The sequence below is a fragment of the Nocardia sp. NPDC059228 genome, from assembly GCF_042754245.1.
Classification (GTDB): domain Bacteria; phylum Actinomycetota; class Actinomycetes; order Mycobacteriales; family Mycobacteriaceae; genus Nocardia.
Map to the genome: position 1 here is coordinate 1 of NZ_JBHZAL010000014.1, position 23649 is coordinate 23649.

General features: G+C 68.0%; 23 protein-coding genes and 1 pseudogene. 17 read left to right on the top strand and 7 right to left on the bottom strand.

Annotated elements, in window-relative coordinates:
* From ACFXKA_RS21790 to ruvB, 4 genes are all read left to right on the top strand, one after another.
* A partial coding sequence (locus ACFXKA_RS21790; RefSeq protein ID WP_379428641.1) for a hypothetical protein occupies nucleotides 1-300 on the top strand: 300 nt, incomplete at its 5' end.
* Between the two features lie 113 nt (nucleotides 301-413).
* Nucleotides 414-983 carry a crossover junction endodeoxyribonuclease RuvC gene (ruvC, locus tag ACFXKA_RS21795; RefSeq protein ID WP_379428771.1) on the top strand — a complete coding sequence of 190 codons (570 nt, stop codon included), beginning with the start codon at nucleotides 414-416 and terminating at the stop codon, nucleotides 981-983.
* The gene (gene ruvA / locus ACFXKA_RS21800; RefSeq protein ID WP_354837168.1) at nucleotides 980-1585 is read left to right on the top strand and encodes a Holliday junction branch migration protein RuvA; all 606 of its coding nucleotides are present in this window, start codon (nucleotides 980-982) and stop codon (nucleotides 1583-1585) included. Before ruvC ends, ruvA begins: the two co-directional genes overlap by 4 nt.
* A 6-nt stretch (nucleotides 1586-1591) precedes the next feature.
* Nucleotides 1592-2680, top strand: coding sequence for a Holliday junction branch migration DNA helicase RuvB (gene ruvB, locus ACFXKA_RS21805; protein WP_354837170.1), 1089 nt, complete (start codon nucleotides 1592-1594; stop codon nucleotides 2678-2680).
* An 81-nt stretch (nucleotides 2681-2761) separates the two neighbouring features.
* Here the strand turns inward: ruvB and ACFXKA_RS21810 are convergent, their stop codons facing one another.
* Complete coding sequence (locus tag ACFXKA_RS21810; protein WP_379428642.1) at nucleotides 2762-3730, bottom strand: NADP-dependent oxidoreductase; 969 nt, start codon at nucleotides 3728-3730, stop codon at nucleotides 2762-2764.
* 69 nt (nucleotides 3731-3799) lie between these two features.
* On the opposite strand from ACFXKA_RS21810, the gene ACFXKA_RS21815 reads away from it, so the two are divergent.
* Nucleotides 3800-4783: a GlxA family transcriptional regulator gene (locus tag ACFXKA_RS21815; RefSeq protein ID WP_379428643.1), complete on the top strand. Its 984-nt coding sequence runs from the start codon at nucleotides 3800-3802 to the stop codon at nucleotides 4781-4783.
* A 4-nt stretch (nucleotides 4784-4787) separates the two neighbouring features.
* On the opposite strand, the gene ACFXKA_RS21820 is transcribed toward ACFXKA_RS21815, so the two are convergent.
* Nucleotides 4788-5483: a GntR family transcriptional regulator gene (locus tag ACFXKA_RS21820; RefSeq protein WP_354837176.1), complete on the bottom strand. Its 696-nt coding sequence runs from the start codon at nucleotides 5481-5483 to the stop codon at nucleotides 4788-4790.
* 149 nt (nucleotides 5484-5632) lie between these two features.
* Between ACFXKA_RS21820 and ACFXKA_RS21825 the strand changes: the two genes are divergently transcribed.
* From ACFXKA_RS21825 to ACFXKA_RS21835, 3 genes and pseudogenes are all read left to right on the top strand, one after another.
* Complete coding sequence (locus ACFXKA_RS21825; RefSeq protein ID WP_379428644.1) at nucleotides 5633-6781, top strand: acetamidase/formamidase family protein; 1149 nt, start codon at nucleotides 5633-5635, stop codon at nucleotides 6779-6781.
* A pseudogene (locus tag ACFXKA_RS21830) lies at nucleotides 6781-7380 on the top strand (amidase family protein); the annotation flags it as partial. The gene ACFXKA_RS21825 and the pseudogene ACFXKA_RS21830, both read left to right, overlap by 1 nt.
* 620 nt (nucleotides 7381-8000) lie before the next feature.
* Nucleotides 8001-9452 carry a DUF222 domain-containing protein gene (locus tag ACFXKA_RS21835; protein WP_379428645.1) on the top strand — a complete coding sequence of 484 codons (1452 nt, stop codon included), beginning with the start codon at nucleotides 8001-8003 and terminating at the stop codon, nucleotides 9450-9452.
* 1099 nt (nucleotides 9453-10551) lie between these two features.
* Here ACFXKA_RS21835 and ACFXKA_RS21840 read toward each other — a convergent pair.
* Nucleotides 10552-11835, bottom strand: coding sequence for an amidohydrolase family protein (locus tag ACFXKA_RS21840; RefSeq protein WP_379428646.1), 1284 nt, complete (start codon nucleotides 11833-11835; stop codon nucleotides 10552-10554).
* A gap of 81 nt (nucleotides 11836-11916) precedes the next feature.
* Nucleotides 11917-12627: a GntR family transcriptional regulator gene (locus tag ACFXKA_RS21845; RefSeq protein WP_354837186.1), complete on the bottom strand. Its 711-nt coding sequence runs from the start codon at nucleotides 12625-12627 to the stop codon at nucleotides 11917-11919.
* 225 nt (nucleotides 12628-12852) lie between these two features.
* Here ACFXKA_RS21845 and ACFXKA_RS21850 point away from each other — a divergent pair, with 225 nt between their 5' ends.
* From ACFXKA_RS21850 to ACFXKA_RS21875, 6 genes are all read left to right on the top strand, one after another.
* Nucleotides 12853-14052 carry an amidohydrolase gene (locus tag ACFXKA_RS21850; RefSeq protein ID WP_379428647.1) on the top strand — a complete coding sequence of 400 codons (1200 nt, stop codon included), beginning with the start codon at nucleotides 12853-12855 and terminating at the stop codon, nucleotides 14050-14052.
* Nucleotides 14053-14121: 69 nt separating this feature from the next.
* Nucleotides 14122-14967, top strand: coding sequence for an ABC transporter ATP-binding protein (locus ACFXKA_RS21855; RefSeq protein WP_379428648.1), 846 nt, complete (start codon nucleotides 14122-14124; stop codon nucleotides 14965-14967).
* Nucleotides 14964-15863: an ABC transporter permease gene (locus tag ACFXKA_RS21860; protein ID WP_379428649.1), complete on the top strand. Its 900-nt coding sequence runs from the start codon at nucleotides 14964-14966 to the stop codon at nucleotides 15861-15863. Before ACFXKA_RS21855 ends, ACFXKA_RS21860 begins: the two co-directional genes overlap by 4 nt.
* A gap of 46 nt (nucleotides 15864-15909) precedes the next feature.
* Nucleotides 15910-17043, top strand: coding sequence for an ABC transporter substrate-binding protein (locus ACFXKA_RS21865; RefSeq protein ID WP_379428650.1), 1134 nt, complete (start codon nucleotides 15910-15912; stop codon nucleotides 17041-17043).
* A 107-nt stretch (nucleotides 17044-17150) separates the two neighbouring features.
* Nucleotides 17151-17285: a hypothetical protein gene (locus ACFXKA_RS21870; protein ID WP_379428651.1), complete on the top strand. Its 135-nt coding sequence runs from the start codon at nucleotides 17151-17153 to the stop codon at nucleotides 17283-17285.
* Nucleotides 17236-17565, top strand: a complete 330-nt coding sequence (locus ACFXKA_RS21875) for an amidase family protein (RefSeq protein WP_379428652.1) — start codon at nucleotides 17236-17238, stop codon at nucleotides 17563-17565. The genes ACFXKA_RS21870 and ACFXKA_RS21875 overlap by 50 nt, the downstream gene beginning before the upstream one ends.
* Here the strand turns inward: ACFXKA_RS21875 and ACFXKA_RS21880 are convergent.
* The 3 genes from ACFXKA_RS21880 to ACFXKA_RS21890 all read right to left on the bottom strand — a co-directional run bounded on the left by ACFXKA_RS21880 (nucleotide 17525) and on the right by ACFXKA_RS21890 (nucleotide 19724).
* The gene (locus ACFXKA_RS21880; RefSeq protein ID WP_379428653.1) at nucleotides 17525-18307 is read right to left on the bottom strand and encodes a hypothetical protein; all 783 of its coding nucleotides are present in this window, start codon (nucleotides 18305-18307) and stop codon (nucleotides 17525-17527) included. The two genes, ACFXKA_RS21875 and ACFXKA_RS21880, sit on opposite strands and share 41 nt — an antisense overlap.
* Nucleotides 18308-18401: 94 nt before the next feature.
* Nucleotides 18402-18971: a DivIVA domain-containing protein gene (locus tag ACFXKA_RS21885; protein ID WP_379428654.1), complete on the bottom strand. Its 570-nt coding sequence runs from the start codon at nucleotides 18969-18971 to the stop codon at nucleotides 18402-18404.
* 87 nt (nucleotides 18972-19058) lie between these two features.
* Nucleotides 19059-19724 (bottom strand): TetR/AcrR family transcriptional regulator, encoded by a 666-nt coding sequence (locus ACFXKA_RS21890; protein ID WP_379428655.1) that lies wholly within the window; start codon nucleotides 19722-19724, stop codon nucleotides 19059-19061.
* 72 nt (nucleotides 19725-19796) lie between these two features.
* On the opposite strand from ACFXKA_RS21890, the gene ACFXKA_RS21895 reads away from it, so the two are divergent.
* The 3 genes from ACFXKA_RS21895 to secD all read left to right on the top strand — a co-directional run bounded on the left by ACFXKA_RS21895 (nucleotide 19797) and on the right by secD (nucleotide 23649).
* Nucleotides 19797-21290, top strand: a complete 1494-nt coding sequence (locus tag ACFXKA_RS21895; protein ID WP_379428656.1) for a flavin-containing monooxygenase — start codon at nucleotides 19797-19799, stop codon at nucleotides 21288-21290.
* Nucleotides 21291-21471: 181 nt separating this feature from the next.
* The gene (gene yajC, locus ACFXKA_RS21900) at nucleotides 21472-21846 is read left to right on the top strand and encodes a preprotein translocase subunit YajC (RefSeq protein WP_354837200.1); all 375 of its coding nucleotides are present in this window, start codon (nucleotides 21472-21474) and stop codon (nucleotides 21844-21846) included.
* A gap of 102 nt (nucleotides 21847-21948) precedes the next feature.
* Nucleotides 21949-23649, top strand: a complete 1701-nt coding sequence (secD, locus tag ACFXKA_RS21905) for a protein translocase subunit SecD (RefSeq protein ID WP_379428657.1) — start codon at nucleotides 21949-21951, stop codon at nucleotides 23647-23649.

Sequence of the window (23649 nt, forward strand, 5' to 3'; positions counted from 1 at the left end):
TATCGCATCCAGGTGCGGGTGCACTGCTCGGGATTCGGTGACGGGTACGAGACGTCGGTCTGGGTGAACAGCCACACCACCGAACAGACACAGGTGGGGTGCACCGGCCGCTGGGTGTCCGGCGGATTCCGCCCCGGCACGCCTTCGATGAACCCGGACGGCACCTGGAACTCGCCTCCGATGGAGAAGGAGCCCGACAGGTTCGAGCCCAGCTACCTGACGGGCATCGACTACCTGAGTGCCGTGGTCGACAACAGCGGCCGCCGGCGCCCCGGCGCCCCGGCGCCCAGCGGCTCCTGATTCCGGCGGATCACCCGAGCCCGCACCGCGACCGGCCGTGTCGATGGACAATGTCGCCGCGAGGGTCCGTTAGACTCTCGAACAGTTGTTCGTTCATGGTGAGAGGGGTTTCGGTGCGGGTGATGGGCGTCGACCCCGGGCTCACCCGGTGCGGCATCAGCATGGTCGTCGGCAGCATGGGCCGGCAGGTCTCCATGCTCGCCGTCGACGTGGTGCGCACCCCGCCGGAAATGGAGCTGGCGCAACGGCTTCTGCTGGTCGCCGACGCCGCCGAGGCCTGGATGGACACCCATGAGCCCGAGGCCGTGGCCATCGAACGCGTCTTCTCCCAGCACAATGTGCGCACCGCCATGGCCACCGCGCAGGCGGGTGGCGTCATCGCGCTCGCGGCCGCCCGGCGGCAGATCCCGGTGCACTTCCACACGCCGTCTCAGGTGAAGGCGGCCGTCACCGGCAATGGTTCGGCGGACAAGGCGCAAGTGACCGCCATGGTGACCCGTATCCTCGGGCTGGCCGTCGCGCCCAAGCCCGCCGACGCCGCCGACGCGCTCGCCCTGGCGATCTGCCACTGCTGGCGCGCACCCATGCTGGAACGCATGGCCAAGGCGGAGGCGATAGCCGAGCGGCAACGGCGCATGTACGAGGAAAGGCTTGCCCAGCAACGGAAGGCGGTAACGCGGTGATCGCGTCGGTACGCGGCGAGGTACTCGAGATCGGGCTCGACCATGTGGTCATCGAGGCGGCGGGAGTCGGCTACCGGCTCAATGCCACCCCGGTCACCCTGGCCGGGCTCACCCGCGGCGAGGACGCCCGGCTCTACACGACCATGATCGTGCGTGAGGACTCCATGACGCTGTTCGGCTTCGCCGACACCGAGACGCGGGAGCTGTTCGTGCTGTTGCAGACCGTGTCGGGGGTGGGCCCGAAGCTGGCCATGGCCGTGCTCGCGGTGCTCGAACCCGAGGCGCTGCGCAAGGCGCTCGCGGAATCGAATGTGGCGGCGCTGACCCGGGTCCCGGGTGTCGGCAAGCGCGGCGCCGAACGCATGGTGGTCGAGCTGCGGGACAAGGTGAATCTGGTTCCGGTGCAGTCCGGCCCACCCGGATCCGGGCCCGCGCCCGTGGCCACCCCGGTGCGCGAGCAGGTGGTGGACGCGCTCATCGGGCTGGGCTTCCCGGCCCGGCAGGCGGAGGGTGCGGTGGACGCCGTGCTGGCCGACGACCCCGGCATCGGCACCTCGCAGGCGCTGCGCACGGCGCTCGGGCTGCTGGGCAAGAATCGATAGGCCGTCATGACCGACGAGTTCGACGATATCGACGACACCGAATCCGCCGTCAGCGCAAGCTATCTGCAATCCGACGGCGAGATCGAGGCCAGCCTGCGCCCGAAGTCCCTCGACGACTTCATCGGCCAGCCGCGGGTACGTGAACAGCTGGCGCTGGTGCTGCGCGGGGCGAAACTGCGCGGCGGCACCCCCGACCACGTACTGCTGTCCGGCCCGCCCGGGCTGGGCAAGACGAGTATGGCCATGATCATCGCCGGCGAACTGGGCACCGCGCTGCGGCTCACCTCCGGCCCGGCGCTGGAACGCGCGGGCGACCTGGCCGCCATGCTCAGCAATCTGGTCGAGGGTGATGTGCTGTTCATCGACGAGATCCACCGCATGGCGCGGCCGGCCGAGGAAATGCTGTACCTGGCCATGGAGGACTTCCGCGTCGACGTGGTGGTCGGCAAAGGCCCTGGCGCGACGTCGATTCCACTCGATATCGCGCCTTTCACGCTGGTCGGCGCGACCACTCGATCAGGTGCCCTGACCGGCCCGCTGCGCGACCGCTTCGGCTTCACCGGCCACATGGACTTCTACGAACCCGAAGAGCTGCAGAAGATTCTGGAACGCTCGGCTCGAATCCTGGGCGTGCGCTTGGAGTCCGACGCGGCGGCCGAGATCGCGGGCCGCTCCCGTGGCACGCCCCGCATCGCGAACCGGCTGCTCCGGCGCGTCCGCGATTATGCCGAGGTCAAGGCCGACGGACTTGTCACGCGTGAAATCGCCTGTGCCGCACTGGCGGTGTACGACGTGGACGCACTGGGCCTGGACCGCCTCGACCGCGCGGTGCTGAGCGCGCTGATCCGCAGCTTCAACGGCGGCCCGGTCGGGGTCTCCACCCTCGCCGTCGCGGTCGGCGAGGAAGCGGCCACGGTCGAGGAGGTGTGTGAACCCTTCCTGGTACGGGCCGGATTGGTGGCCCGCACGCCCCGCGGCCGCATCGCGACAGCGGCGGCGTGGGAGCACCTCGGCTTGGTTCCGCCGCCGGACCTGGTTTTCGGATCGATCGAAGTGCGGCGTCACGAGCCCCAGCTGGATCTGTTCGAGCCGTAAACCGTTCACGGGTGCGAACTTCCGTGAATGGAACCGCGCCGCTTGCCGTTCTCCGGGGGGCGGCGCGGTTCCGGTGCTACTTCACCCCACGGTGAGGACGAGCTTTCCGACGGTACGGCCGGTCTCGCCGAGAGCATGGGCCTTGGCCGCGTCGGCGAGCGGGAACGACCCCGCGATGGTGGGGCGCAGCGCGCCGGATTCGGCGAGCTCGCGCAGCGCCTCCATCCCGGTGTGATCGGCCTCGACGAGCAGGATTTCGGCACGCACGCCGAGCTGCTCGGCATCGGCCTTGTAGTGGTCACCACCATTGGCGCGCAGGGAAACCAGAATGCCGCCGGGCCGCAGGGTGCGCAGGGACCGCTGGGCGTGGTCGGCATCGATGGGGTCGAGGACTATATCGATGTCGCGGACCGTGTCCGCGAAATCGGTGGTGCGGTAATCGATCACCTCGTCGACGCCGATGCCGCGCAGGAAATCGTGGTTGGCGGCGCTGGCGGTGCCGATCACGTACGCGCCGCGCGCCTTGGCGATCTGCACCGCGAAGTGCCCCACCCCGCCGGCGGCGGCGTGGATCAGAACCCGCTGCCCGGCCTGCACATTCGCGGTGTCGACCAGCGCCTGGTAGGCGGTCAGGGCGGCCAGCGGGATCGCGGCGGACTGCGCGTGGTCGAGATTGGCGGGCTTGCGGGCGAAGGCGCGAGCCGGCCCGGTGACGTATTCGGCGGCCGCACCGTGCCCGTGCGGGTAGGGGAGCATGCCGAACACCTCGTCGCCGGGCTTGAACAGGGTGACGCCGATCCCGGTCGCCACCACCTCGCCGGAGACGTCCCAGCCCAGCACGAACGGAGGCGGGGGTAGGAACAGGCCCGCGCGACGGCGGTGGCCCCAGTCGGTCGGGTTGAGGGCCGTGGCGCGCACCCGCACCAGGATCTCGCTCGGACCGGGCTGCGGCACCGGCAGTTCCACCTCGTGCAGGACCTCGGGACCGCCGAGGATGTCCTGGCGGATGGCCTTCATGGTGGTGGGGATGGTGATCTCCTTTTCGCTCATGCCTCCAGCTTGCCGCCGGGTGAGCGGGGAGGAAATGGCACGATTGCCAATATTCGATAGATTCGTGCCATGCAGTCGGAGAAGGCACAGCCGCACCGGGTCGTCGTCCTGGCGCTCGACGGGGTCTACCCGTTCGAGCTCGGCATCCCGAATCGGGTGTTCGGCACGGCCGATGGGCGGTACGAGGTGATCACCTGCTCGCTGGACGGGCGGCCGGTGCGCAGCGGTTCCGACTTCGACATCGCGGTCGCGCACGACGCGAGCCGGCTGGAAACCGCCGACACCGTGGTGATTCCGCCGTGCGATGTCGCGCCGATCCTGGAGAATGGCCTGCCGCAGGCGGTTTCGGACGCGCTGGCCTCCATCCGTCCTGGTGTGCGGCTGGTCTCCATCTGCACGGGAGCGATCGTGGTCGCCGCCGCGGGCCTGCTCGACGATCGGCCCGCCACCACCCACTGGAACTTCGCCGACCGGTTCCGGCGGACCTTCCCGCGGGTCCACGTCGACCCGAACGTCCTCTACGTCGACGACGGCGACATCCTCACCTCCGCCGGCGCCACCGCCGGAGTCGACCTGTGCCTGCACCTGATTCGCGCCGACCACGGCAGCGAGATCGCCAATATGGTGGCCCGCCGCTGTGTCGTCCCGCCCTGGCGCGAAGGCGGCCAGGCCCAGTTCATCGAGCAGCCGGTGCCGCCGCCGAACGCCGCGGGCACGGCCATCGCTCGCCAGTGGGCGCTCGAGAATCTGGACCGGCCGCTGACCATGGCCGACCTCGCGGATCGAGCGCGCATGAGCGGCCGCACCTTCGCCCGCCGGTTCCGCGACGAGGTCGGGATGAGCCCGGGGCGGTGGCTGATTCAGCAGCGGGTGTTCCGCGCCCGCGAATTGCTGGAGACCACAGAGCTTTCCGTGGATCGGATCGCCGGGGAGGTCGGCTTCGCCACCGGAGCCTCCCTGCGCCAGCACCTGCACGAGGCGATCGGGGTGTCGCCACTGGTCTATCGGCGCACCTTCCGGACCGAGGTGGCGGTCGGCGCGATGCGCGCCTGAGCGCTCAGCGCGGTGCGATGCTGAGTTCGCGTACCTCCCGCAGGTGCCGCTCCATGGCGGCGGCCGCGGCCGCGCTGTCATGGGCCGCGACGGCCTCGTAGATCCGGTGATGGCCCTCGAGCGACAGGCGGCGGGCGTGACGTGAGCGGTGGGAGAGCGTGCGGGTGCTCCTGGTCCACTCGGTGGTCATGGTGCACAGCGTCACCAGGAGCGGATTCTGCGCCGCGTGCGCCAGCAGCGTGTGGAATTCGATGTCGAGCCGGAGGGATTCGGCGGGGGAGAGGGTGTCGCTGGAACGGGTCAGGACGTCGTCGAGGGACAGCAGGTTCGAGTCCAGCGCACGCAGGGCAGCCAGCTCCGCGATGCGCGGTTCCACCAGATCACGCAATTCGATGGCGTGGCCGAGCTCGATATCCAGCGCCCGCAGGCCCTCCGTCAGCGCGTCCGCGTGCCGCGGGGTTTCGGTGACGGTGCTGCCGCGGCCCTGACGGCGTTCGATGAGCTGCTTGGATTCCAGCTCGAACATGGCCTGGCGCAAGGATGATCGCGACACGTTCATATTCGCGGCCAGCTCGCGTTCCGACGGCAGCCGATCCCCGGCCCGCAGCTCGCCATTGGTGATCAGCGCCTCCAGATGCGCGGCGACCTCCGCGCTGACGCTGCGCGCGCGCCGGCGCAGCGGGGGAATCGATGCTGTCATCGCCCGAGTTTAAATCCGTTCCCGGCCAGGCCATTTCGGTCAGGTAAAACGCCAGTTACGTTCGGTTTCGAGCGCCGTCACCGCCCGTTCGCCCGGCTTATGGTCGGCACATCGGATGGTCCGACCAATTCGGTCGGGTAGGAGAGGTAGTGAGCGTGACGTCGATCGTGCGGGAGTTCATCCCGGCGTTTCCGGTCCTGCAATCGGGTGAGGGGATCGGCTCGGAGACCGGTTATCTGCCGGTCGATCCGTCGGCGGTGCTGTGGGGCCGACTGCCGTGTGCGCGGGACCGGCCGATCGCGGCCGTCGAGCCGGGACGCAGCATCGTGGTCGACACCGTCAGCCACGAAGGGATTCTCGACGACCAGGGCTCCGATCCCGTCGGGTATTTCGGGCGGAACGGTGTCGAACGCGACCAGGTGCTGGCAGACGCCGTCGACGTCGCCGCGACCAGGAACCGTGACTCGCTGGCCGGGCCACACATCGTCACCGGGCCGATCGCGGTGACGGGCGCCCAGCCGGGCGACCTGCTCGCCATCCGCATCGACGAGCTGACCATGCGCGCACCCTACGGCGTCGTCTCCACACGGCACGCGCGCGGCGTCCTGGCCCATCGGCGCGGATTCGACGGGAACTACGGACAGTTCTGTGCGGTGGAATCCCGGGAGGGGAGGTGGTTCGGCACCATGCCCATGCATCCGGATCGGCCGCAGCGGGCCAGTTTTCCGCTGCATCCGTTCCTGGGGATCATGGGGGTCGCGACCGACACCGACAGCAGGGTGTCGTCGGTGCCGCCGGGGCTGCACGGTGGCAATATCGACCTCCGCCGCCTGACGGCCGGCGCGACACTGTTCCTGCCCGTTCAGGTTCCGGACGCGCTGTTCTATATCGGCGACCCGCACTTCGCCCAGGGAAACGGCGAGGTGGCACTGACCGCGCTGGAAGCGCCACTGCGGGCGCGACTGACGGTCGACGTGATTCCGGGCGCGCAGGTCGCGGCCGGACTGGGCCGGACGATCGGGCCGTTCGCCGCCGCACACGGGCTGGTCATTCCGACGGGCTTGGACGAGGACCTGAACCGGGCGCTCGAGGTCTGCGTCCGCAATGCGGTGGAGCTGGTGGTCTCGCTGTTCGACGGCGACCCGCGGCAGGCGTACCTGTATCTCAGCGCCGCAGCGGATTTCACCATCTCGCAGGCGGTGGACCAGGTGCGCGGGGTGCACGGTGAGATACGGGTCGCCGACTTCGCCCACCACGCCGCGACCGAACTGGCCCGGCGCGTCCTCGAGCGGGCCTGATGACGATCGTGAAGCAGATCCCCGGTCGGGCAACGGATTTCGATCGGCGGGTATGGCGTGAACTGGGGGCACCGCTGGTCCGCGCCACTGGTGCCGGTGTTCTCAGCGGGCACACCGTGGCAGTGAAGGATCTCTACTCCGTCGCCGGATTTCCACTCGGCGGAGGAGTTCCGGACTATCTCGGCGCGCCCGCGCCGACCCACGCACCCGTGGTGGCCCGCCTGCTCGCGGCCGGTGCCGACATCACCGGTATCGCGCAGACCGACGAATTCGCCTACAGCATCACCGGCGGCAACGGATGCTATGGGATGCCGGTGAATCCCGCTGCTCCACAACGGGTTCCGGGTGGATCGTCGAGCGGCTCCGCGGTCGCCGTGGCGAGCGGCGCGGTCACCATCGGGCTCGGCACGGATACGGCCGGGTCGATCCGGGTTCCGGCCGCCTATCAGCGGCTGTGGGGAATCCGTACCTCGCACGGCGCGATACCCACCACGGGAGTGCTGCCGCTCGCGCAATCATTCGACACGGTGGGATGGATGACGCGTGACGCGCCCACCTTGGCGGCTGTCGCGGAATGTCTGCTGCCCGAACAGGAATCGGGCGACGCACAGTTGATCGTGGATCCGAGGTTGTGCGCTGTCGCCGATGACGAGCCGGCGGCCGCGAGTCTCGCCGCCGCGACGCGGATGGGTGCCGTCGAGGCAGATCTGAACGCCGACACAGCATCGTGGTTCACGGCGTTCCGGACCGTCCAGGCCTTCGAAGCCTGGTCCAACCATGGAGCCTGGATCCAGGCGCATCCCGGAGCGCTCGAATCCGAAGTGGCGCAGCGTTTCCGGTTCGCATCGACGATCACTCCATCGCAAGCGGCGGAGGCCGGCGAAGTGCTACGCATAGCCGCCGAACAGCTCCGCGCCGCACTGCGCGACCGGATTCTGATATTGCCCACCACCGCCACACCGCCGCCACCCCGGACGGCTGCCGCCGAAGCGTTGGAATCGGGCCGGACGCGCACCCTGCATTTGACTTGTTTGGCCGCTATCGCAGGCGCACCTGCCATCACCTTTCCGCTGGCGGATATCGACGGAATTCCAAATGGTCTGTGTTTGATTGGGGCGCCCGGTATGGATCGAGCCATTATTCGATTTTCGATCGAAAAGGCCAGGGATACTGGACAATTCGGGTTCTGCCAATGATCGCGCGGCTGTAGAATTAGCACATGGATTCGAAAGGGGAAACACTCGACACGTGCGGCATCGCCGACCTGGCAGCCGCCGTGCAATCCCTGTCGAATTCCGTCCTCCACGGCAACCTGAACCCATTCTCCGACAGTGATGTCGTGGAGCTGATGCAGCGCCTGGAAACCTGCAAACGCCAACTGTCGGCACTGGATTCACGCCTGATCATCGAAGCCTGCAACCGCTCCCTGCCCGAAGGCAGCGGGGCGAAGGATGTGGTGCCGTTCCTGCGGCAGACCTTGGGCCTGTCGAGGTACGACGCGTCGGTGCGGGTGAAAATCGCCCGCCAGTGCGGCGAATTCTTCGAACCCACCGGACACCTGCGCCCGCCCGCGTTGGCTTCGACTGCCGAAGCCTTTGAAGCAGGCGACATCTCACGCGATCACGTCCGCAACATCATCGACGTCATGAACCACCTGCCCGCCGACATCCCCGCCGAGACGCGTGCGGAGGCCGAGGCCATCCTGGTCGGCCACTCCCGCGTCGGCTGGCCCGATGATCTGCCCAAGATCGGCCGTGACATCCTCGCCCGCGTCGACCCCGACGGCAAGGTCGTCTCCGACACCGATCGCCGTCGCCGTCGCGGTCTGGTCCTGGGTCGTCCTGGGGTGGATGGGATGTCGTGGATCGAGGGCTGGATCACTCCCGAGTTGCGGGCCCTGTTGGATGCGGTGTTCGCCAAGCTGGCGCGTCCGGGCATGTGCAACATCGACGACCCCGACAGCGTCGCTGCCACGGTCAAGGTCGTCGATTCCAAGGTCCTCGAGGCGGCCGCGCGTCGTGACCGTCGCGATGCCGGTCAGCGCACCCACGACGCCCTGTTCGCACTCCTGCAGCCCGGAATCGACCCCGCCAAACTCGGCTCCCACCGCGGTCTGCCAGTCCAAGTCATCCTCACCATGAACCTCGCCGACCTCGAGCGTGGGGCCGGGGTCGCGACCACCGCCTCGGGCGGCCATGTCTCGATCGACGAGGCGTTGAAGCTGGCCGAGGGCACCCGCCCGGTGTTGGCGGTCCTCGACGCCGACGGGCTGCCGCTGTACCTGGGCCGCTGCCAACGCCTGGCCACCCCCGCCCAACGGCTGGCGTTGATCGCCCGCGACAAGGGCTGCACCCGCCCGGGATGCGACGCACCCGCGAGCATGTGCGCGGTCCACCACATCACCGACTGGGCCACAGGCGGGCCGACCGATCTGACCAATCTGACCCTGGTCTGCGATCACTGCCACGCGCTGGTCAACGACAGTGCCGAGGGTTGGAAAACCGTTGTCATGGGCAAAGATTCCCCCTATCGGGGCCGGACCGGGTGGATTGCTCCGAAACGCCTTGACCCCACCGGCATTCCTCGCGTGAACGACAGGCATCACGTCGGGCAGCAGGTCGCGGCTGCCATCGAATCCAGTTGCCGGAAGTGGGGTTCACGGGCCGCGTGATTCCCCGGCCGCTCGTGTCCTGCTGGCGTGCGCAGGGCGCGGGGAGGTGTGGGTGAACGATCGGCATCGCGTGGGGCAGCAGGTCGCCGCTGCGACCGATTCCAGTTGCCTGGGGTGGGGTTCACGGGTGGCGTGATTCCCGGCCGCTCGTGTCCTGCTGGCGTGCGCAGGGCGCGGGGAGGTGTGGGTGGACGATCGGCATCGCGTGGGGCAGTGGGTCGCGGCTGCGATCGATTCCAGTTGCCTGGGGTGGGGTTCACGGGTGGCGTGATTCCCGGCTGCTCGTGCCCTGCTGGCATGCACAGAGCACAGGGAGGTACGGGTGAACGATCGCCACCACGTGGGGCAGTGGGTCGCCGCTGCCGTCGAATCCAGTTGCCAGAAGTGGGGTGCACGAGCAGCGTGATTCCCGGCCGCTCGTGTCCTGCTGGCGTGCGCAGGGCATGGGGAGGTGTGGGTGGACGATCGGCATCGCGTGGGGCAGTGGGTCGCGGCTGCGATCGATTCCAGTTGCCTGAGGTGGGGTTCACGGGCGGCGTGTTTCCCGGACCGCTCGTGTGCTGTCGGCGTGCGCAGGGCACGGGGGTGCGGGTGAACGCTCGGCACCGCGTTGGGCAGTGGGTCGCGGCTGCGATCGATTCCAGTTGCCTGAGGTGGGGTGGTCGGGTGGCGTGTTTCCCGGACCGCTCGTGTGCTGCAGGCGTGCGCAGGGACCGGGGAGTGTGGTCACCTCGTCTGCCCTACCGAACTTGGGCTGACGCCGGGTTGAGAGCTGTCTCCCGCCGATCCCGGCCCACGGACTGCACGCATCACCTTTACAGACAACGAACCCACCGCAATCTCACCGGCTATCTCCGACACCCGAACGCCCGCACCGACATTCCCGCCACTGCCACCGCCACCATGACGCCGACAACCATCATGTGGCGACCCCAACGTCGTGATCTGAAGGAATACCTCCTGCAGTAAGCCCAGATGCGGCTTCAAAGGTGAGGGGCCGGTAGGTGCAGGCGCGGACGTGAGGCTGCCCCCTCCCTTCTCCAGGCATCTTTTGTCTTTTTGGTCCTTGGTCCTTTGTTTTTGGTCTTTAGTTTTTGTCTCATGGGTTTTCGTTGTTCCGGATTACCTCCTGCACGCGGGTGGTGCGGGCGGTCAGGCGTCCGGACTTGAAGACATAGTTTCGATCGGGGCGGTCGAGCAGGGCACCTTCGACTGTTCGCGTGGACAGCACCACTAGATCGGCGGCCGCGCCGACGCGTAGCCCGTATCGCTCCGAGATGCCAATGGTGCGGGCCGCCTCGGTGGTCGCCATTGCCAGCACCCGGGTCAAGTCGTCGGGGCCGGAGAGATGCGCGGTTTGGGCCAGGAAGAGTCCGATATCGAGCATGTCGGCGTTGCCGTACGGGGTGAAGGCGTTGCGGATGTTGTTGGATGAGTAAGCCGTTGTGATTCCTGCCTGCCAGAGCTCTCGGATCGGGGCGATGCCGCGGCGCACGTTGGTGACATCCGATCGGCCACCGAGATGCATGTCGGTGGCGGGCAAGGGGACGACGGAGATTCCGCTCGCCGCCAATTGCTCCAGGATGCGGGCGCGGTCGGCGCGGGGACGACCGGCCAGGGAGGTCATGTGACCGAGGGTGACCCGCCCGTGCCGGCCGGTGCGCTCGGTGACCGCGGCGATGTAATCGGCCATGGCATAGCGGGGGTCGGTGGCGTCGTCGGCGAAGTCGGCGTGAATGTCGAGCGGGACATCGAATTCGGCGGCCAGGCCGAAGATGAGGTCGATGTGGCGGCGACAGTCTTCGACGGTGCGTTCGTTGTAGGCGCAGCCGCCGAGGACGTCCGCGCCCGCGTGCAGACTCTCGCGGAGGAGGTCGAGGGTGCCGGGAGCTTGGAGAATGCCCTCCTGCGGGAATGCGACGATTTGAATGTCCAGGCGGTCGCGATACTCCTCGCGCAGATCGAGCAGCGCGGTCACCCCACGCAGGCCCACGATCGGGTCGACATCGGGGTGTGCGCGAATGGCGGTGGTGCCATTGCCGATCGCCATGTCGAGGACACGTCGGGCGCGGTCGCGGATGGCGGCGACGGTGAAGCCGCGCTTGAGTTCGGCGGTCACGCTGATGGCCCCGGCCAGGGTGCCGTCCGGATTGGACTTCTCGGCGTCGAGGAGCGCCTTGTCCAGGTGCACATGGGATTCGATCAGGCCGGGAATGACGACTCGTCCGGCGCAGTCGATTTCCTCGGCGCCCCGGCCGGTGAGCGCGGGCCCGATCGCGGTGATGACACCGCCGTCGATCGCGATGTCGACCAGCTCCGCGTCGTCGGCGATACGCGCGGCGCGCAACATCAGATCCACGGTGTGCGGCAACGGATCCGCCATGGTGACCTCCCCGGACGAAGTGACTCCGTTTTGTATACGAGAGCCGTGTTTCGTCCCGAGGTGGCAATTGCTGCGCCGATGTTACGAAGTGTGCGACCTCGAAGCACGCTGTCGCGCAGTGTTTTCGGTGCGCGGCGACGCGGTGTCCTCGGTGTGTTTCCGGAACCGGTAGGCGTTCGCTGCGTGCGCGATGTGGGCGCTCACCACATCGGCCGCGCGGTCGGGGTCACCGGCCTCCAGCGCGGCACAGATCTCTTCGTGCTCGCTCCACGAATCACTGGCGCGGCGCGGCAGTTCGACCGAGTACACCCAGGCGATCTTCCAGCTCAGCTGCATGATCAGCTGCGCGAGCAGGGTACTGCCCGATGCTTCGGCGAGCACCTCGTGGAACCGGCTGTTGAGCCGGGCCAGCTCGTCCAGGCGGCCCGCCCGCACCGCGTCCTGGCCCAGCGCGGTGAGTTCCTTGAGGCGGCCCAGTTGTTCGGGCGTGCGCCGCACCGCCGCCCGTGAGGCACAGAGCGGCTCCAGGCGGGCCCGGATCTCCAGCAGGTCGGCGGCCTCGTCCTCGGTGAGCTCCGCCACGAACACCCCGGCGTAGGGCCGTGACGAGGCGAAACCCTCGGCTTCCAGGGTGCGCAGCGCTTCCCGGACGGGCACGCGGGAGACGCCGTAGCCCTCGGCGAGCGCCTCCTCGGTGAGTCGTTGGCCGGGGGCGTACGCGCCACGAATGATGTCGTCGCGGATGGCGCGGCACAGCTGCTGCGGTGTCATGCGCCCGGCGGTGCTGGTCACTGCGGCCTCATCTGACGATCGGTGGAATGGGGATTTGCATACGATCCATCGTGGCCTCGCCCGACGGGATCCCGCAAATCTACTGCACCGGTCAGATATTCGCGGGTCCAGCTGTGTCGCAGGTGTTTCCGGTCGCTGAGCAGGCAGGATTTGTATACGATGCGGCCATTCCGATCGGAAGGTTTCCGAATTGCCGTTCTCTCTTCGATACAGGTGGTGCACTCCATGAACGATCTCCTGCTGCGCGGCGGCCGCCCCTGGACTCCCGGAGTCCCGCTCGCCGGCGCCGACATTCTCGTCCGGGACGGCCGGATCGCGGCGATCGCACCCGATCTGAGCGCCGAGGGCGTCGACACCGTGGATCTGGCCGGGGCGCTGGTGCTTCCGGGCCTGGTCGAGTCGCACTGTCACCTCGACAAGACCATGTTCGGCGGGCCCTGGGTGCCCAATACCGGCGGACCGACGCTGGCCGGGCGGATCGCCAACGGCGAGGGCCGCCGTGACGAGCTCGGGCTGCCCAGCGCCGACTACGCGTCGAACCTGCTGGGGGCCATGGTGTCCGGCGGGACCGCGCACGTCCGCAGTCATATCGACATCGACCCGGAGGTGGGGCTGCGGGGCGTGGAGGCGGTCCGGGCGGCCGCGGCGCGGCACGCGGACCGGGTCGACGTGCAATTGGTCGCCTTTCCGCAGGGCGGTCTGCTCACCCGGCCGGGCACCGGCAAGCTGCTGGACGCCGCGCTGGCCGAGGGTGTCGAGGTGATCGGCGGCCTGGATCCGGCCGGGTACGACGGGAATCCGACAGGTCAGCTCGATCTGATCTTCGGTCTCGCCGAGAAATACGGCGCGCGCATCGATATCCATCTGCACGACCGGGGCGCGCTGGGCGCCTGGCAGTTCGACCTGATCGCGGCCCGGACCAGGGCCACGGGGCTGGCGGGGCGGGTCACCATCAGCCACGCCTATGCGATGGGGGAGCTCGCCCCGGGTGAGCAGCGCCGGATCGCCGAAAACCTTGCCGACGCCGGGGTTTCCATGATCACCTGCGCGGTGGGTGACGCGCCGGTGGTGCCGGTGCGGGTGATGCATGAGGCGGGAGCCGGGCTGGCGCTGGGCAATGACGGTGTCCGGGACCTGTGGACGCCCTACGGCGACGGCGACATGCTGCGCCGGATCATGCAGGTGGCCTTCCGGGATCGGCTGGTGTCCGATGCCGATATCGAACTCGCGCTGGCGGCCGGAACCTATGGCGGCGCCGCCGTTCTCGGGATCGAGGATTACGGACTGCGGGTGGGTGCGCCCGCCGACCTGTTCACCGTCGACGCCGAAACACCCGCTGCCGCTGTGGTTTCCGTTCCGATCCGAAAGCTGGTGGTCAAGCGCGGCCGGGTGGTCGCGCGGGACGGCCGGCTCAGCGCGGACTGATCGTATACGAAACAAAGGTGTAATCGCGTGGACCGCATCCGGCAATGATCCGCCGATAGAACTGTGGACATGCGCACCACCGCCTCAACCATCGTCAAAGGCCAAGGCCCGGACGCGAATACGGAGGCCGCCGAGGGCGGCAATGTATACACCGATCCGGCCTTGGCCTTTCAGCATGTCGGCCTGACCTTCGAGAACGGCACGCACGCGCTCGACGACATCGATATCGCCATCCGGCCGGGAGAGTTCGTCTCCCTGGTCGGCCCGTCCGGCTGTGGCAAGTCCACCCTGCTGCGCCTCGCCGCCGGATTCGAGCAGCCCACCGCCGGAACGGTTTCCGTCGCCACCGGCAAACTCGGCTACGTCTTCCAGGAGGCGACGCTGCTGCCGTGGCGCTCGGTGCTGCGCAATGCCGAGCTGCCCGCGGAGCTCGCCGGCGTGGACAAGGCCACCCGGCGGGCCGCCGCGCGCGAGGCGCTGGAGCTGGTCGGGCTGTCCGGCTTCGAGAACCACAAGCCCGCACAGCTTTCCGGTGGCATGCGCATGCGGACGTCGATCGCGCGGGCCCTGACAGGTGCACCCGAACTATTCCTGTTCGACGAGCCGTTCGGTGCGCTCGACGAGATCACCCGGCAGCGCCTGAACGAGGAGGTGAGCGGGTTGTACCGGCGATCGGGCTTCACCGGGGTGTTCGTGACGCACTCGGTGGCCGAGGCGGTGTTCATGTCGAGCCGGGTCGTCGTGCTGACCGGGCGGCCGGGCCGGGTGGCGGCGGATATCCCGGTGCCGCTGGACTTCCCGCGATCGCCGGAGTCGCGGTACACACCCGAGTTCGGCGCCGTCGCGGCGGAGGTGTCGGCGGCGTTGCACGACGCCGAGCGGGGAACTGCGCGGATCGGGGGTAGGGCCGCATGACCGCCGCGACCGCTGACAGCGGAATCGTCGTGCCCGAGACGGCCGTGCCGCCCAGGACGACCGCGGCGACCGCGCGGCCGCCGCGCACGCCCCGGAAACTCCGCTGGCCCTTCGCCGTCACCCCGGTGCGCGTGCTCGCGCCCGCGCTGGTGTTCGCGCTGGTCATGGCCGCCTGGACGATCGCGAGCCACCTTCTGATCCCGCAGGAATCCCGATTCCTGCTGCCGCCACCGGAATCGGTGGTGTCCAAGGGCTTGCTCGATGCCGCCACCCGTGCCGAGATTCTCACCGCCCTCGCCTCGACCGTGCAGATCGCGCTGGTCGGTCTGGTGATCGCCATCGTGCTCGGGGTGGCGTTCGCGGTGATCATGAGCCAGGCGCGCTGGGCCGAGTATTCGCTCTACCCGTATGCCGTGATCCTGCAGACGATTCCGGTGCTGGCCGTGGTGCCGCTGTTCGGCTTCTGGTTCGGCTACGAATTCGGCAGCCGGGTCATCGTGTGCGTGATGGTGTCGCTGTTCCCGGTCATCACCAATACCCTGTTCGGCCTGAAGTCGGTGCAGGCGCCCGAGCACGACCTGTTCACGCTGCACGGCGCCAACCGGTGGCAGCGGCTGCTGAAACTGCAACTCCCGGCGGCGCTGCCCGCCATGATCTCGGGATTCAAGATCTCGGCGGGCATGGCCGTGATCGGCTCCATCGTCGCCGATTTCTTCTTCCGCCAGGGCAATCCGGGCATCGGCCGGATGATCGACGTCTACCGGCAGCGGCTGGCCACCGAGGAACTGCTGACCGCGCTGCTGCTGTCCTCACTGGTGGGCCTGGCCCTGTTCTGGATCTTCGATTTCCTGGCCGGGCGCGTGGACCGCGCCCACGGCAAGCGCGTCGGCGAATAGCCGAACAAATTCTCCCGCAATCAGTTTCAACCTTCTAGGAATGCTCGTGAAGAAACGTGTCCTCGCCGCTGCCGCGCTCACCGGCAGCGTCCTGCTCACCGCCGCCTGCGGTGGCGGCGCCTCCACCCCGAAACCCTCCGGGCAGGGTGTGCTGGCCGGAGTCTGTCCGTCCACCGTCGTGATCCAGACGGACTGGTACGCCACACCCGAACGCGCGGCGGCCTATCAGCTGGTCGGCCCGAACGGCACCGTCGACCCCAAGAAGGGCGCGTACACCGGCCCGCTGGGCGACACCGGCGTGAATGTCGAAGTGCGCCTCGGCGGTCCGTTCCTCGGTGGCCAACCGGTACCCGCGCAGATGTACCAGGACGACTCCATCACCCTCGGGCTGGTCCCGACCGACGAGCAGGTGCGAGCCAAGGCGAAATTCCCGCTGACCGGTGTCTTCGCCTCGCTCGCGAAGAACCCGCAGATCATCATGTGGGATCCCGCCACCTACACCATCAACTCGTGGAAGGACGTGGCCGCGACCAACGCCCCGATTCTGTACTCCGAGGGCAAGATCTACATGGACTACCTGATCGCCAGCGGGTACGTGAAGAAGGAACAGGCCGACGCCTCCTATGACGGCACGCCCAGCCGCTTCGTCGCCGAGCACGGCCGGGTCGTGCAGCAGGCCTACGTTTCCAACGAGCCGTACCGCTGGGAGCACGACGTCAAGGGCTGGCAGAAGCCGACCGGTCACCTGCTGGTCGCCGACGCCGGATACGAGAGCTACCCGCACGCCTGGTCGGTCCGCAGCGGCGAACTCGACAAACTGCGCCCCTGCCTGCAGAAGCTCGTCCCCATGCTGCAGCAGGCCCAGATCGACTACGTCACCAACCCCGACCCCACCAACCAGGCCCTGCTCCGCATCGCACAGACGATCCCGGACGGCCCGCCCATCTCCGCCGCCGGCAATACCGACTCCGTCCGGGTCCAGCTGGAGAACAAGATCGTCGCCAACGGCCCCGGCAATACCCTCGGCAATTTCGACACCGATCGCGTCACCCGCGCCATCGCCCAGGTCACTCCGCTGCTGCGCGCCAAGGGCCAGCAGGTCCCCGACAACCTCACCGCCGCGGACCTGGTCACCAACGAATTCATCGACCCCGCAAAGGGTCTGAAGCAGCAGGGATAGGCGGGGCCGAACCCTGTCGAGTCACGAATACGAGCAGGAACCGGTCCCGGCCACCGAGCGCCGGAGCCTGCCCTCGGTGGCGGCGGCCTGGGCCGGATCCCGAACGCATGGAACCCGTTCAGCACTTCACCGACGCGAACATAGCGCGCAAGGCGCTGGTGAACGCCATGGCCCGGCTCATGTGCCACCGCGATGTCCTCCTCACTCCGACCACGGCCGTCCCGGCCTTCCGGTGGAGCTGACCGGTCCCGAAATCATCGACGGCACAGCGGTTTCCGGTCCGCCTGGATCGGATTCAACTACCCAGCCACTCTCGCCGGCCAGCCAGCCGCCAGCATTCCGGCGGGCTGGACCGACTCAGGCCTCCCGGTCGGACTCCAGATCATCGGCCGCCACCTCGACGACGCCACTGTGATCCCGCTGGCCGCGGCCATCGAGCGCGTCGCCCTCTGGGCGCACCTCAGGCCGCCGGTCGCACCGGTCATCTCGGCGTCACGGCCGGCGACGACGGTGCCGGGATGACGCCGGCGTCGGCCGCGGGGGCCGCCGGTTCCGCTGCGGCCGATTCCGGTGTGCCCCGGAAGAAGTCGGCGTAGACGCGGAATGCCATGGCGAGGTAGGCGAGGGTCTTGGGAATCATGAGCAGACCCAGCTGGGGGATGCGGCGAGCCCACAGGATGACGGGCAGGTAGCAGGCGAACGACGCGGCCATGGCGTCGGAGAGGAAGCGGAAGGTGCGGTCGCCGGTGCGGGTGGCTTCGCGGCGCATGAGGTACATCTCGCCGGCGCCCACGGCCAGCAGCGGGAGATTGCGGTCCACGCCGTACCCGGCGGGCGTCTCGTCCCTGTCCCAGTTGTTGAACGGTGTCGCCAGCAGAATCAATCGCACGAACGACAGCCCCAGCAGCGATCTGGTGAAACCGTCCCAGGAGCGCCGGAACCGCAGCCGCCAGGCATCCAGTGACAGCACATAGAACAGGGTGATCGTGATCGAGGTGGCCATCTCTCCCAGCCCGATCAGACTCGCCCGCCGTCCCCGCAGCCTCAGATATCCGCGGTCCTCGCCGCGTGCCATGGACACCGCGCGCAACGCCAGGTGTGCGGTGTCGCCGGTCGCCAGCAGGGTGAACGCCTCCTCGAATCGCGCCGCGGTTTCCCGCTGCTCCCGCGGAACCCGGTCGCGGTTGCGGCGCATGGCGATCACCAGCCCCCAGATGATCGCCAGGTAGGACATGTTGAAAGCCAACTCGAATCGTCTACGCATGACGATCAGTCTGTTGCGCCGGCTCCTCCGGAGGCAGGGCCCAAGGTCCCTACGCGGGGGACGTCCGATGGAGATTCTCCTCCGCCTTCGGGTGTCAGTGCCGGGATGCTTCGGACTTCTCGAGCTGGTGGACCACCAGGTCGAGAAAGGCGTCGACCTCCTCGCGGTGATAGGCGGGCGCGCCGTCGGTGGCCAGGTGGAAAGTGATGTCCCGGACATCCTCGGGGGTGAGGCCGTTGGGGCCGTGGTGGGCGAGCGTCGCCGCCAGGCGGTCGAGGAACGCGCCCACTTCGTCGGCCAGATATCCGCGGAAACCGAAAGGGGGTGCGGAGAATTGGATGCGCAGGACGTCGTCGGGGGTGAGGGTGTCGGGGGTGCGGCCGGCGGGGACGCGTCCGCGGCCGCGGCGTAGGTATTCCAGTTCCGTGCAGACGTGGTCGAGGAAGTCGTCGACCTCGGCGATGTCGTAGCCGCGATGTCCGGGTGGGGGACCGTCGAATTCGATGTGCCGGATGTCGGCGATGCTCAGATGGTCGCGACCGAGCATGGTGTCGGCGATGCGTGCGCAGAAGGCGTCCACCTGGGCGGGGTGGTAGCCGTGGGGCCCGGACGGCGCGTGGCCGAACCGGGTGCGGCGGACGTCGTCTGGGGTCACTCGGGTCATTGTGCCAATGGCTTCATGTCCGAATTACCTCCGCCCCCAGCCGAATCCGGCCGCACCGGACAAACGGGTCCGTTTGTACAGGGTGGTTCAATGCTTGCGGACGCCGTCGATGAGCAGATGCCGGATGGCGTGGCTGAGATCGTCGACCGCCTGCGCCTCGGGTGTCCGGATGCCGTGCAGAATGGCGGCCAGCAGCATGCCGGTCACCGCCCGCGCGGTGTTCACGGTGTCGAGATCCGCACGCAGATAACCGCGTTCGACCCCGTGCTCGAGGTACCCGGCGGTCAGCATGTCGGCGGTGTCGAGCAAACCGTAGAGGCGCGCGGTCAATTCGGTGTCGATGCCGGTGGCCTGGAACAGCAGCAACTGTGCCACCCGGCGGTCCTCGAGGAAGATGTGGTTCAGCGCGTCGCCGATGCGATCCACCTGCGCGCGGTATTCCTCGAGGCTGTCGGCGGCGTCGGGGGCATTGTCGGTCCCCAGCGACTCGATGATCCGCGCGGAAAGGTCGTCGATGACGTGGTCGATGATGTCGCGCTTGTTCTCGAAGTACCGGTAGAACGTCCCGTGCCCGATACCGAGCTCGCCGGCGATATCGGCGATGCCGGTGGCGTGGTAGCCCCGCTCGGCGAAACACGCGAACGCGGTGTCGATGATCTCCTGCCGGAGTTCGGCCTTGCGCCGTTCGATTCTCGAGGATGGCTTCGTCACGAGCCCGATGATACGGTGATCACAAACGGAATGAGATGTCATTCCGTGACATGTGCATCATTTCTTTGTGTGAACACAGTGTTGTTCGAACACAGTTCTTGCAGGAGGTTCGGCGTGGCACCTCAGTACGACGCCATCGTGGTCGGCGCGGGATTCGGCGGTATGGGCGCGGGCATCGAGCTGGATCGGCTCGGCCTGAGCAATTTCGTCATCCTCGAGCGGGAGAACGACCTGGGCGGCACCTGGCACGTCAACCGCTACCCGGGCCTGGCCGTGGACATCGCCTCGGTCACCTACTCGTACTCCTTCGAGCCCAACCCGTACTGGTCGCGGCTGTTCGCGCCGGGTTCGGAGCTGAAGAAGTACGCCGAGCACGTCGCGGACAAGTACGACCTGCGCCGGCGCATGCGGTTCGACACCGTCGTCGGGGGTGCGCGCTGGGACGAGGAGCAGCAGTACTGGGTGGTCTCCGTCGAGAACGGTGAATCGCTGACCGCGCGCTACCTGATGGCCGCCACCGGATTCCTGTCCCAGCCCTACACCCCGCCGTTCCCGGGCATCGACACCTTCGCGGGCAAGATCATCCACACCACCGCGTGGGACGACCAGGTCGATCTCACCGGGACCAGGTCCGCCATCATCGGCACCGGCGCGACCGCCGTGCAGCTGATCCCGGAGGTCGCCAAGCAGGCGCGGGCGCTGACCGTCTTCCAGCGCACCCCGATCTGGGTCGTCCCGAAGGTCGACGCCCAGATTCCGCCCGCGGTGCAGCATCTGTTCGCGCGAGTTCCGTTGACGCAGAAGGCCGCTCGCCTGGTCAACACCTCCATGCTGGAGGCGCTCATGGTGGTCGGCGTGCTGCACTTCAAGGAGGCCAAGCCGCTCAACAAGGCCGCGGGCATCCTGGCCAAGGCGCATCTGCGAACCCAGGTGCGCGACAAGGAGACTCGCAAGAAGCTGACGCCGGACTACGACTTCGGCTGCAAGCGACCCACCTTCTCCAACCTCTACTTCAAGACCTTCAACGAGCCGCACGTGCGCCTGGAGACCAACTCCATCGACCACATCGAGCCCGACGGCATCGTCACCGCCGACGGCCACAAGACCGAGATCGACACCCTCATCCTGGCCACCGGCTTCAACCTGTGGGACGTCAACTTCCCGGCCATCGAGATCATCGGCCGCGACGGCCGCAATCTCGGAAAGTTCTGGCGCGACAACCGCTTCCAGGCCTACGAGGGCATCACGGTGCCGAAGTTCCCCAACTTCGTCAGCCTCAACAGCCCCTATTCCTACAGCGGCCTGTCCTACTTCACCACCATCGAGGCGCAGATGAAGCACATGGCGCGCCTGTTCGGGGAGATGTTCCGCCGCGGCGAACGGGTCTTCGAGGTCACCGAGCGCGCCAATGCCGAATTCCTGGACCGCGTCACCGAGAAACTGGATTCGTCGGTCTTCTACGGCGGCCAGTGCGCCACGGCCCGCAGCTACTACTTCAACCAGCACGGTGAGGCCGCGCTGCTGCGCCCGACAAGCACCCTGAACGCCCACCGCGAGGCGACCACCTTCCCGCTCGACGACTACACCTACGGGCAGCGGCCGGCCTGAGTGGGACTGCGCGGTCGGCAGAGTCGGCGGTCGACCGCGCAGCTGGGGGAAACAGGATTATCAGCCCTGCGCGAACGAGCGTGGACTCTAGAACAGGTCGCCGCGCATTCTCTCAGGGATTACTGGCAGACTGTGTGGGAAACGCACCCAACCGACCACTTACTAGGGGCTGACTTCGACGATGGACCTTCTGCTGCCGCTACTGCTGGTTGCCCTGCTCATCCCGATGTTCCTCGGTGTCCGCCGTCAGAAGCGGGAGATGTCGAAGGTCACCGAGATGCAGGACAGCCTGAAGGTCGGCGACCGGGTCGTCACCACGTCGGGGCTCTTCGGCACCGTGGTCGAGCTCGATGACACCACCGTCGATCTGGAGATCGCCGAGGAAGTCGTCACCACCTGGCTGCGGCAATCGATCCGCGAGGTGCGCAACGACGACGACGCCACCGAGGACACCACCGCCGAGAGCACCGAAGCCGCGTCTTCGAACGGCGTCGCCGACGATCACGTCGCCGCCCCCGAAGCCGCCGACGACGCGCCGCGGCTGACCAAGGACTGACATACTCCGCGCCATCGGCCGCACCGGATTCCCGGCGGCCGGTGGCGCTGCGGCGTGTGCCCCGCTCGTTCCACCTTCGAATCCGCCTAGGAGATAAGTACTGTGCCACCTTCTCAGGGAACGGCGCACCCGTTGCGTCTGCTCGGCATCTACGCCGCGCTGGTGGCTCTGATGTTCGGCCTGATCTTCTTCACCGGGGACAAGCACCACACCCCGAAGCTCGGCATCGACCTGCAGGGCGGTACCCGCGTCACCCTGACGCCGCGCACCCCGGATGGCGGTAAGCCGAGCCAGGACAGCCTCAAGCAGGCGCAGAACATTATCGAGCAGCGCGTGAACGGTCTGGGCGTGGCGGGCTCCGAGGTCGTCATCGAGGGCGACAACCTGGTGATCACGGTCCCCGGTGCCGATGGCGCACAGGCGAAATCGCTGGCGACCACCGCCAAGATGTACTTCCGCCCGGTGGTGCAGAGCGCCCCCGCGCAGGCGGGTAAGCAGGCCCAGCAGCCGCAGCAGACCCAGCCGCAGCAGCCGCCGAGCACGAGCGCGACGCCGGCCGAGACCACCCCGGCCACGGCCGAGGCTCCGGCCCCCACGACGACCGGCGAGGCCCCGCAGAACCGGGTCTTCCCGGCACAGGCCCCGACCACCCCGTCCGCGCCGCCGTCGACGCCCGCGCAGCCGGGCGGCCAGCAGCAGACCGCGCAGGAGATCGCGGCCGCCAAGGCGGCCCGCCAGAGCACCGACCAGAACGCCCAGCTGCAGGCCATGGCCACGCTGGACTGCTCCAAGCCGGATCCGTTGCAGGGCAACGACGATCCGAACCTGCCCCTGGTGACCTGCAGCACCGACGGCACCACCGTCTATCTGCTCGACAAGTCCGTGATGGACGGTACCGAGATCAAGGACGCCTCCGGCGTGCTGCAGCAGGCCCAGTGGGTGGTCAGCCTGCAGTTCAAGTCCAGCGGCACCGACCAGTGGGGCAACCTCACCAACAAGTACGTGGGCAAGCAGATCGCCTTCACCCTGGACTCCCGCGTGGTCTCCGCGCCGGTGATCAAGGAGGGCGGCCAGTTCAGCGGTAGCACCGCGATCTCGGGCCCGGGTATCAATGCCAAGACCTCCAAGGAGCTGGCGAACACCCTGAAGTACGGTTCGCTGCCGCTGTCGTTCGGCACCTCCGAGGCCGAGACGGTCTCGGCGACCCTGGGCATCTCGTCGCTGCACGCCGGTCTGATCGCGGGCGCCATCGGCCTGGTGGCGGTGCTGCTGTACTGCCTGGCCTACTACCGCATGCTCGGCTTCCTGGCCGGTTTCTCGCTGCTCGCGGCGGGTGTGGCGGTGTACGCGCTGATCGTGTTGCTGGGCCGTTGGATCGGCTTCACCCTCGACCTGGCCGGTATCGCGGGTCTGATCATCGGTATCGGTATGACGGCCGACTCGTTCGTCGTCTTCTTCGAACGGATCAAGGACCAGATGCGGGAGGGCCGCAGCTTCCGGTCCGCGGTCCCGCGCGGCTGGCAGCGCGCGCAGCGCACCAACCTCTCGGGCAAGACGGTCTCGCTCATCGCCTCCGCCGTGCTGTACGTGCTGGCCGCGGGCCAGGTGAAGGGCTTCGCCTTCACCCTCGGTGTCACCACCGTGCTCGACGTCGTCGTCCTGTACCTGGTGACCTCGCCGCTGATGATGCTGGTCTCGCGCTCGCCGTTCTGGGCGAAGCCGTCGGTGAACGGCCTGGGCGCTATTGCAGAGCTTGCACAGGAACGCAAGGCCACCGCCGGCGTCCTGGTGAAGGAGGCGTGA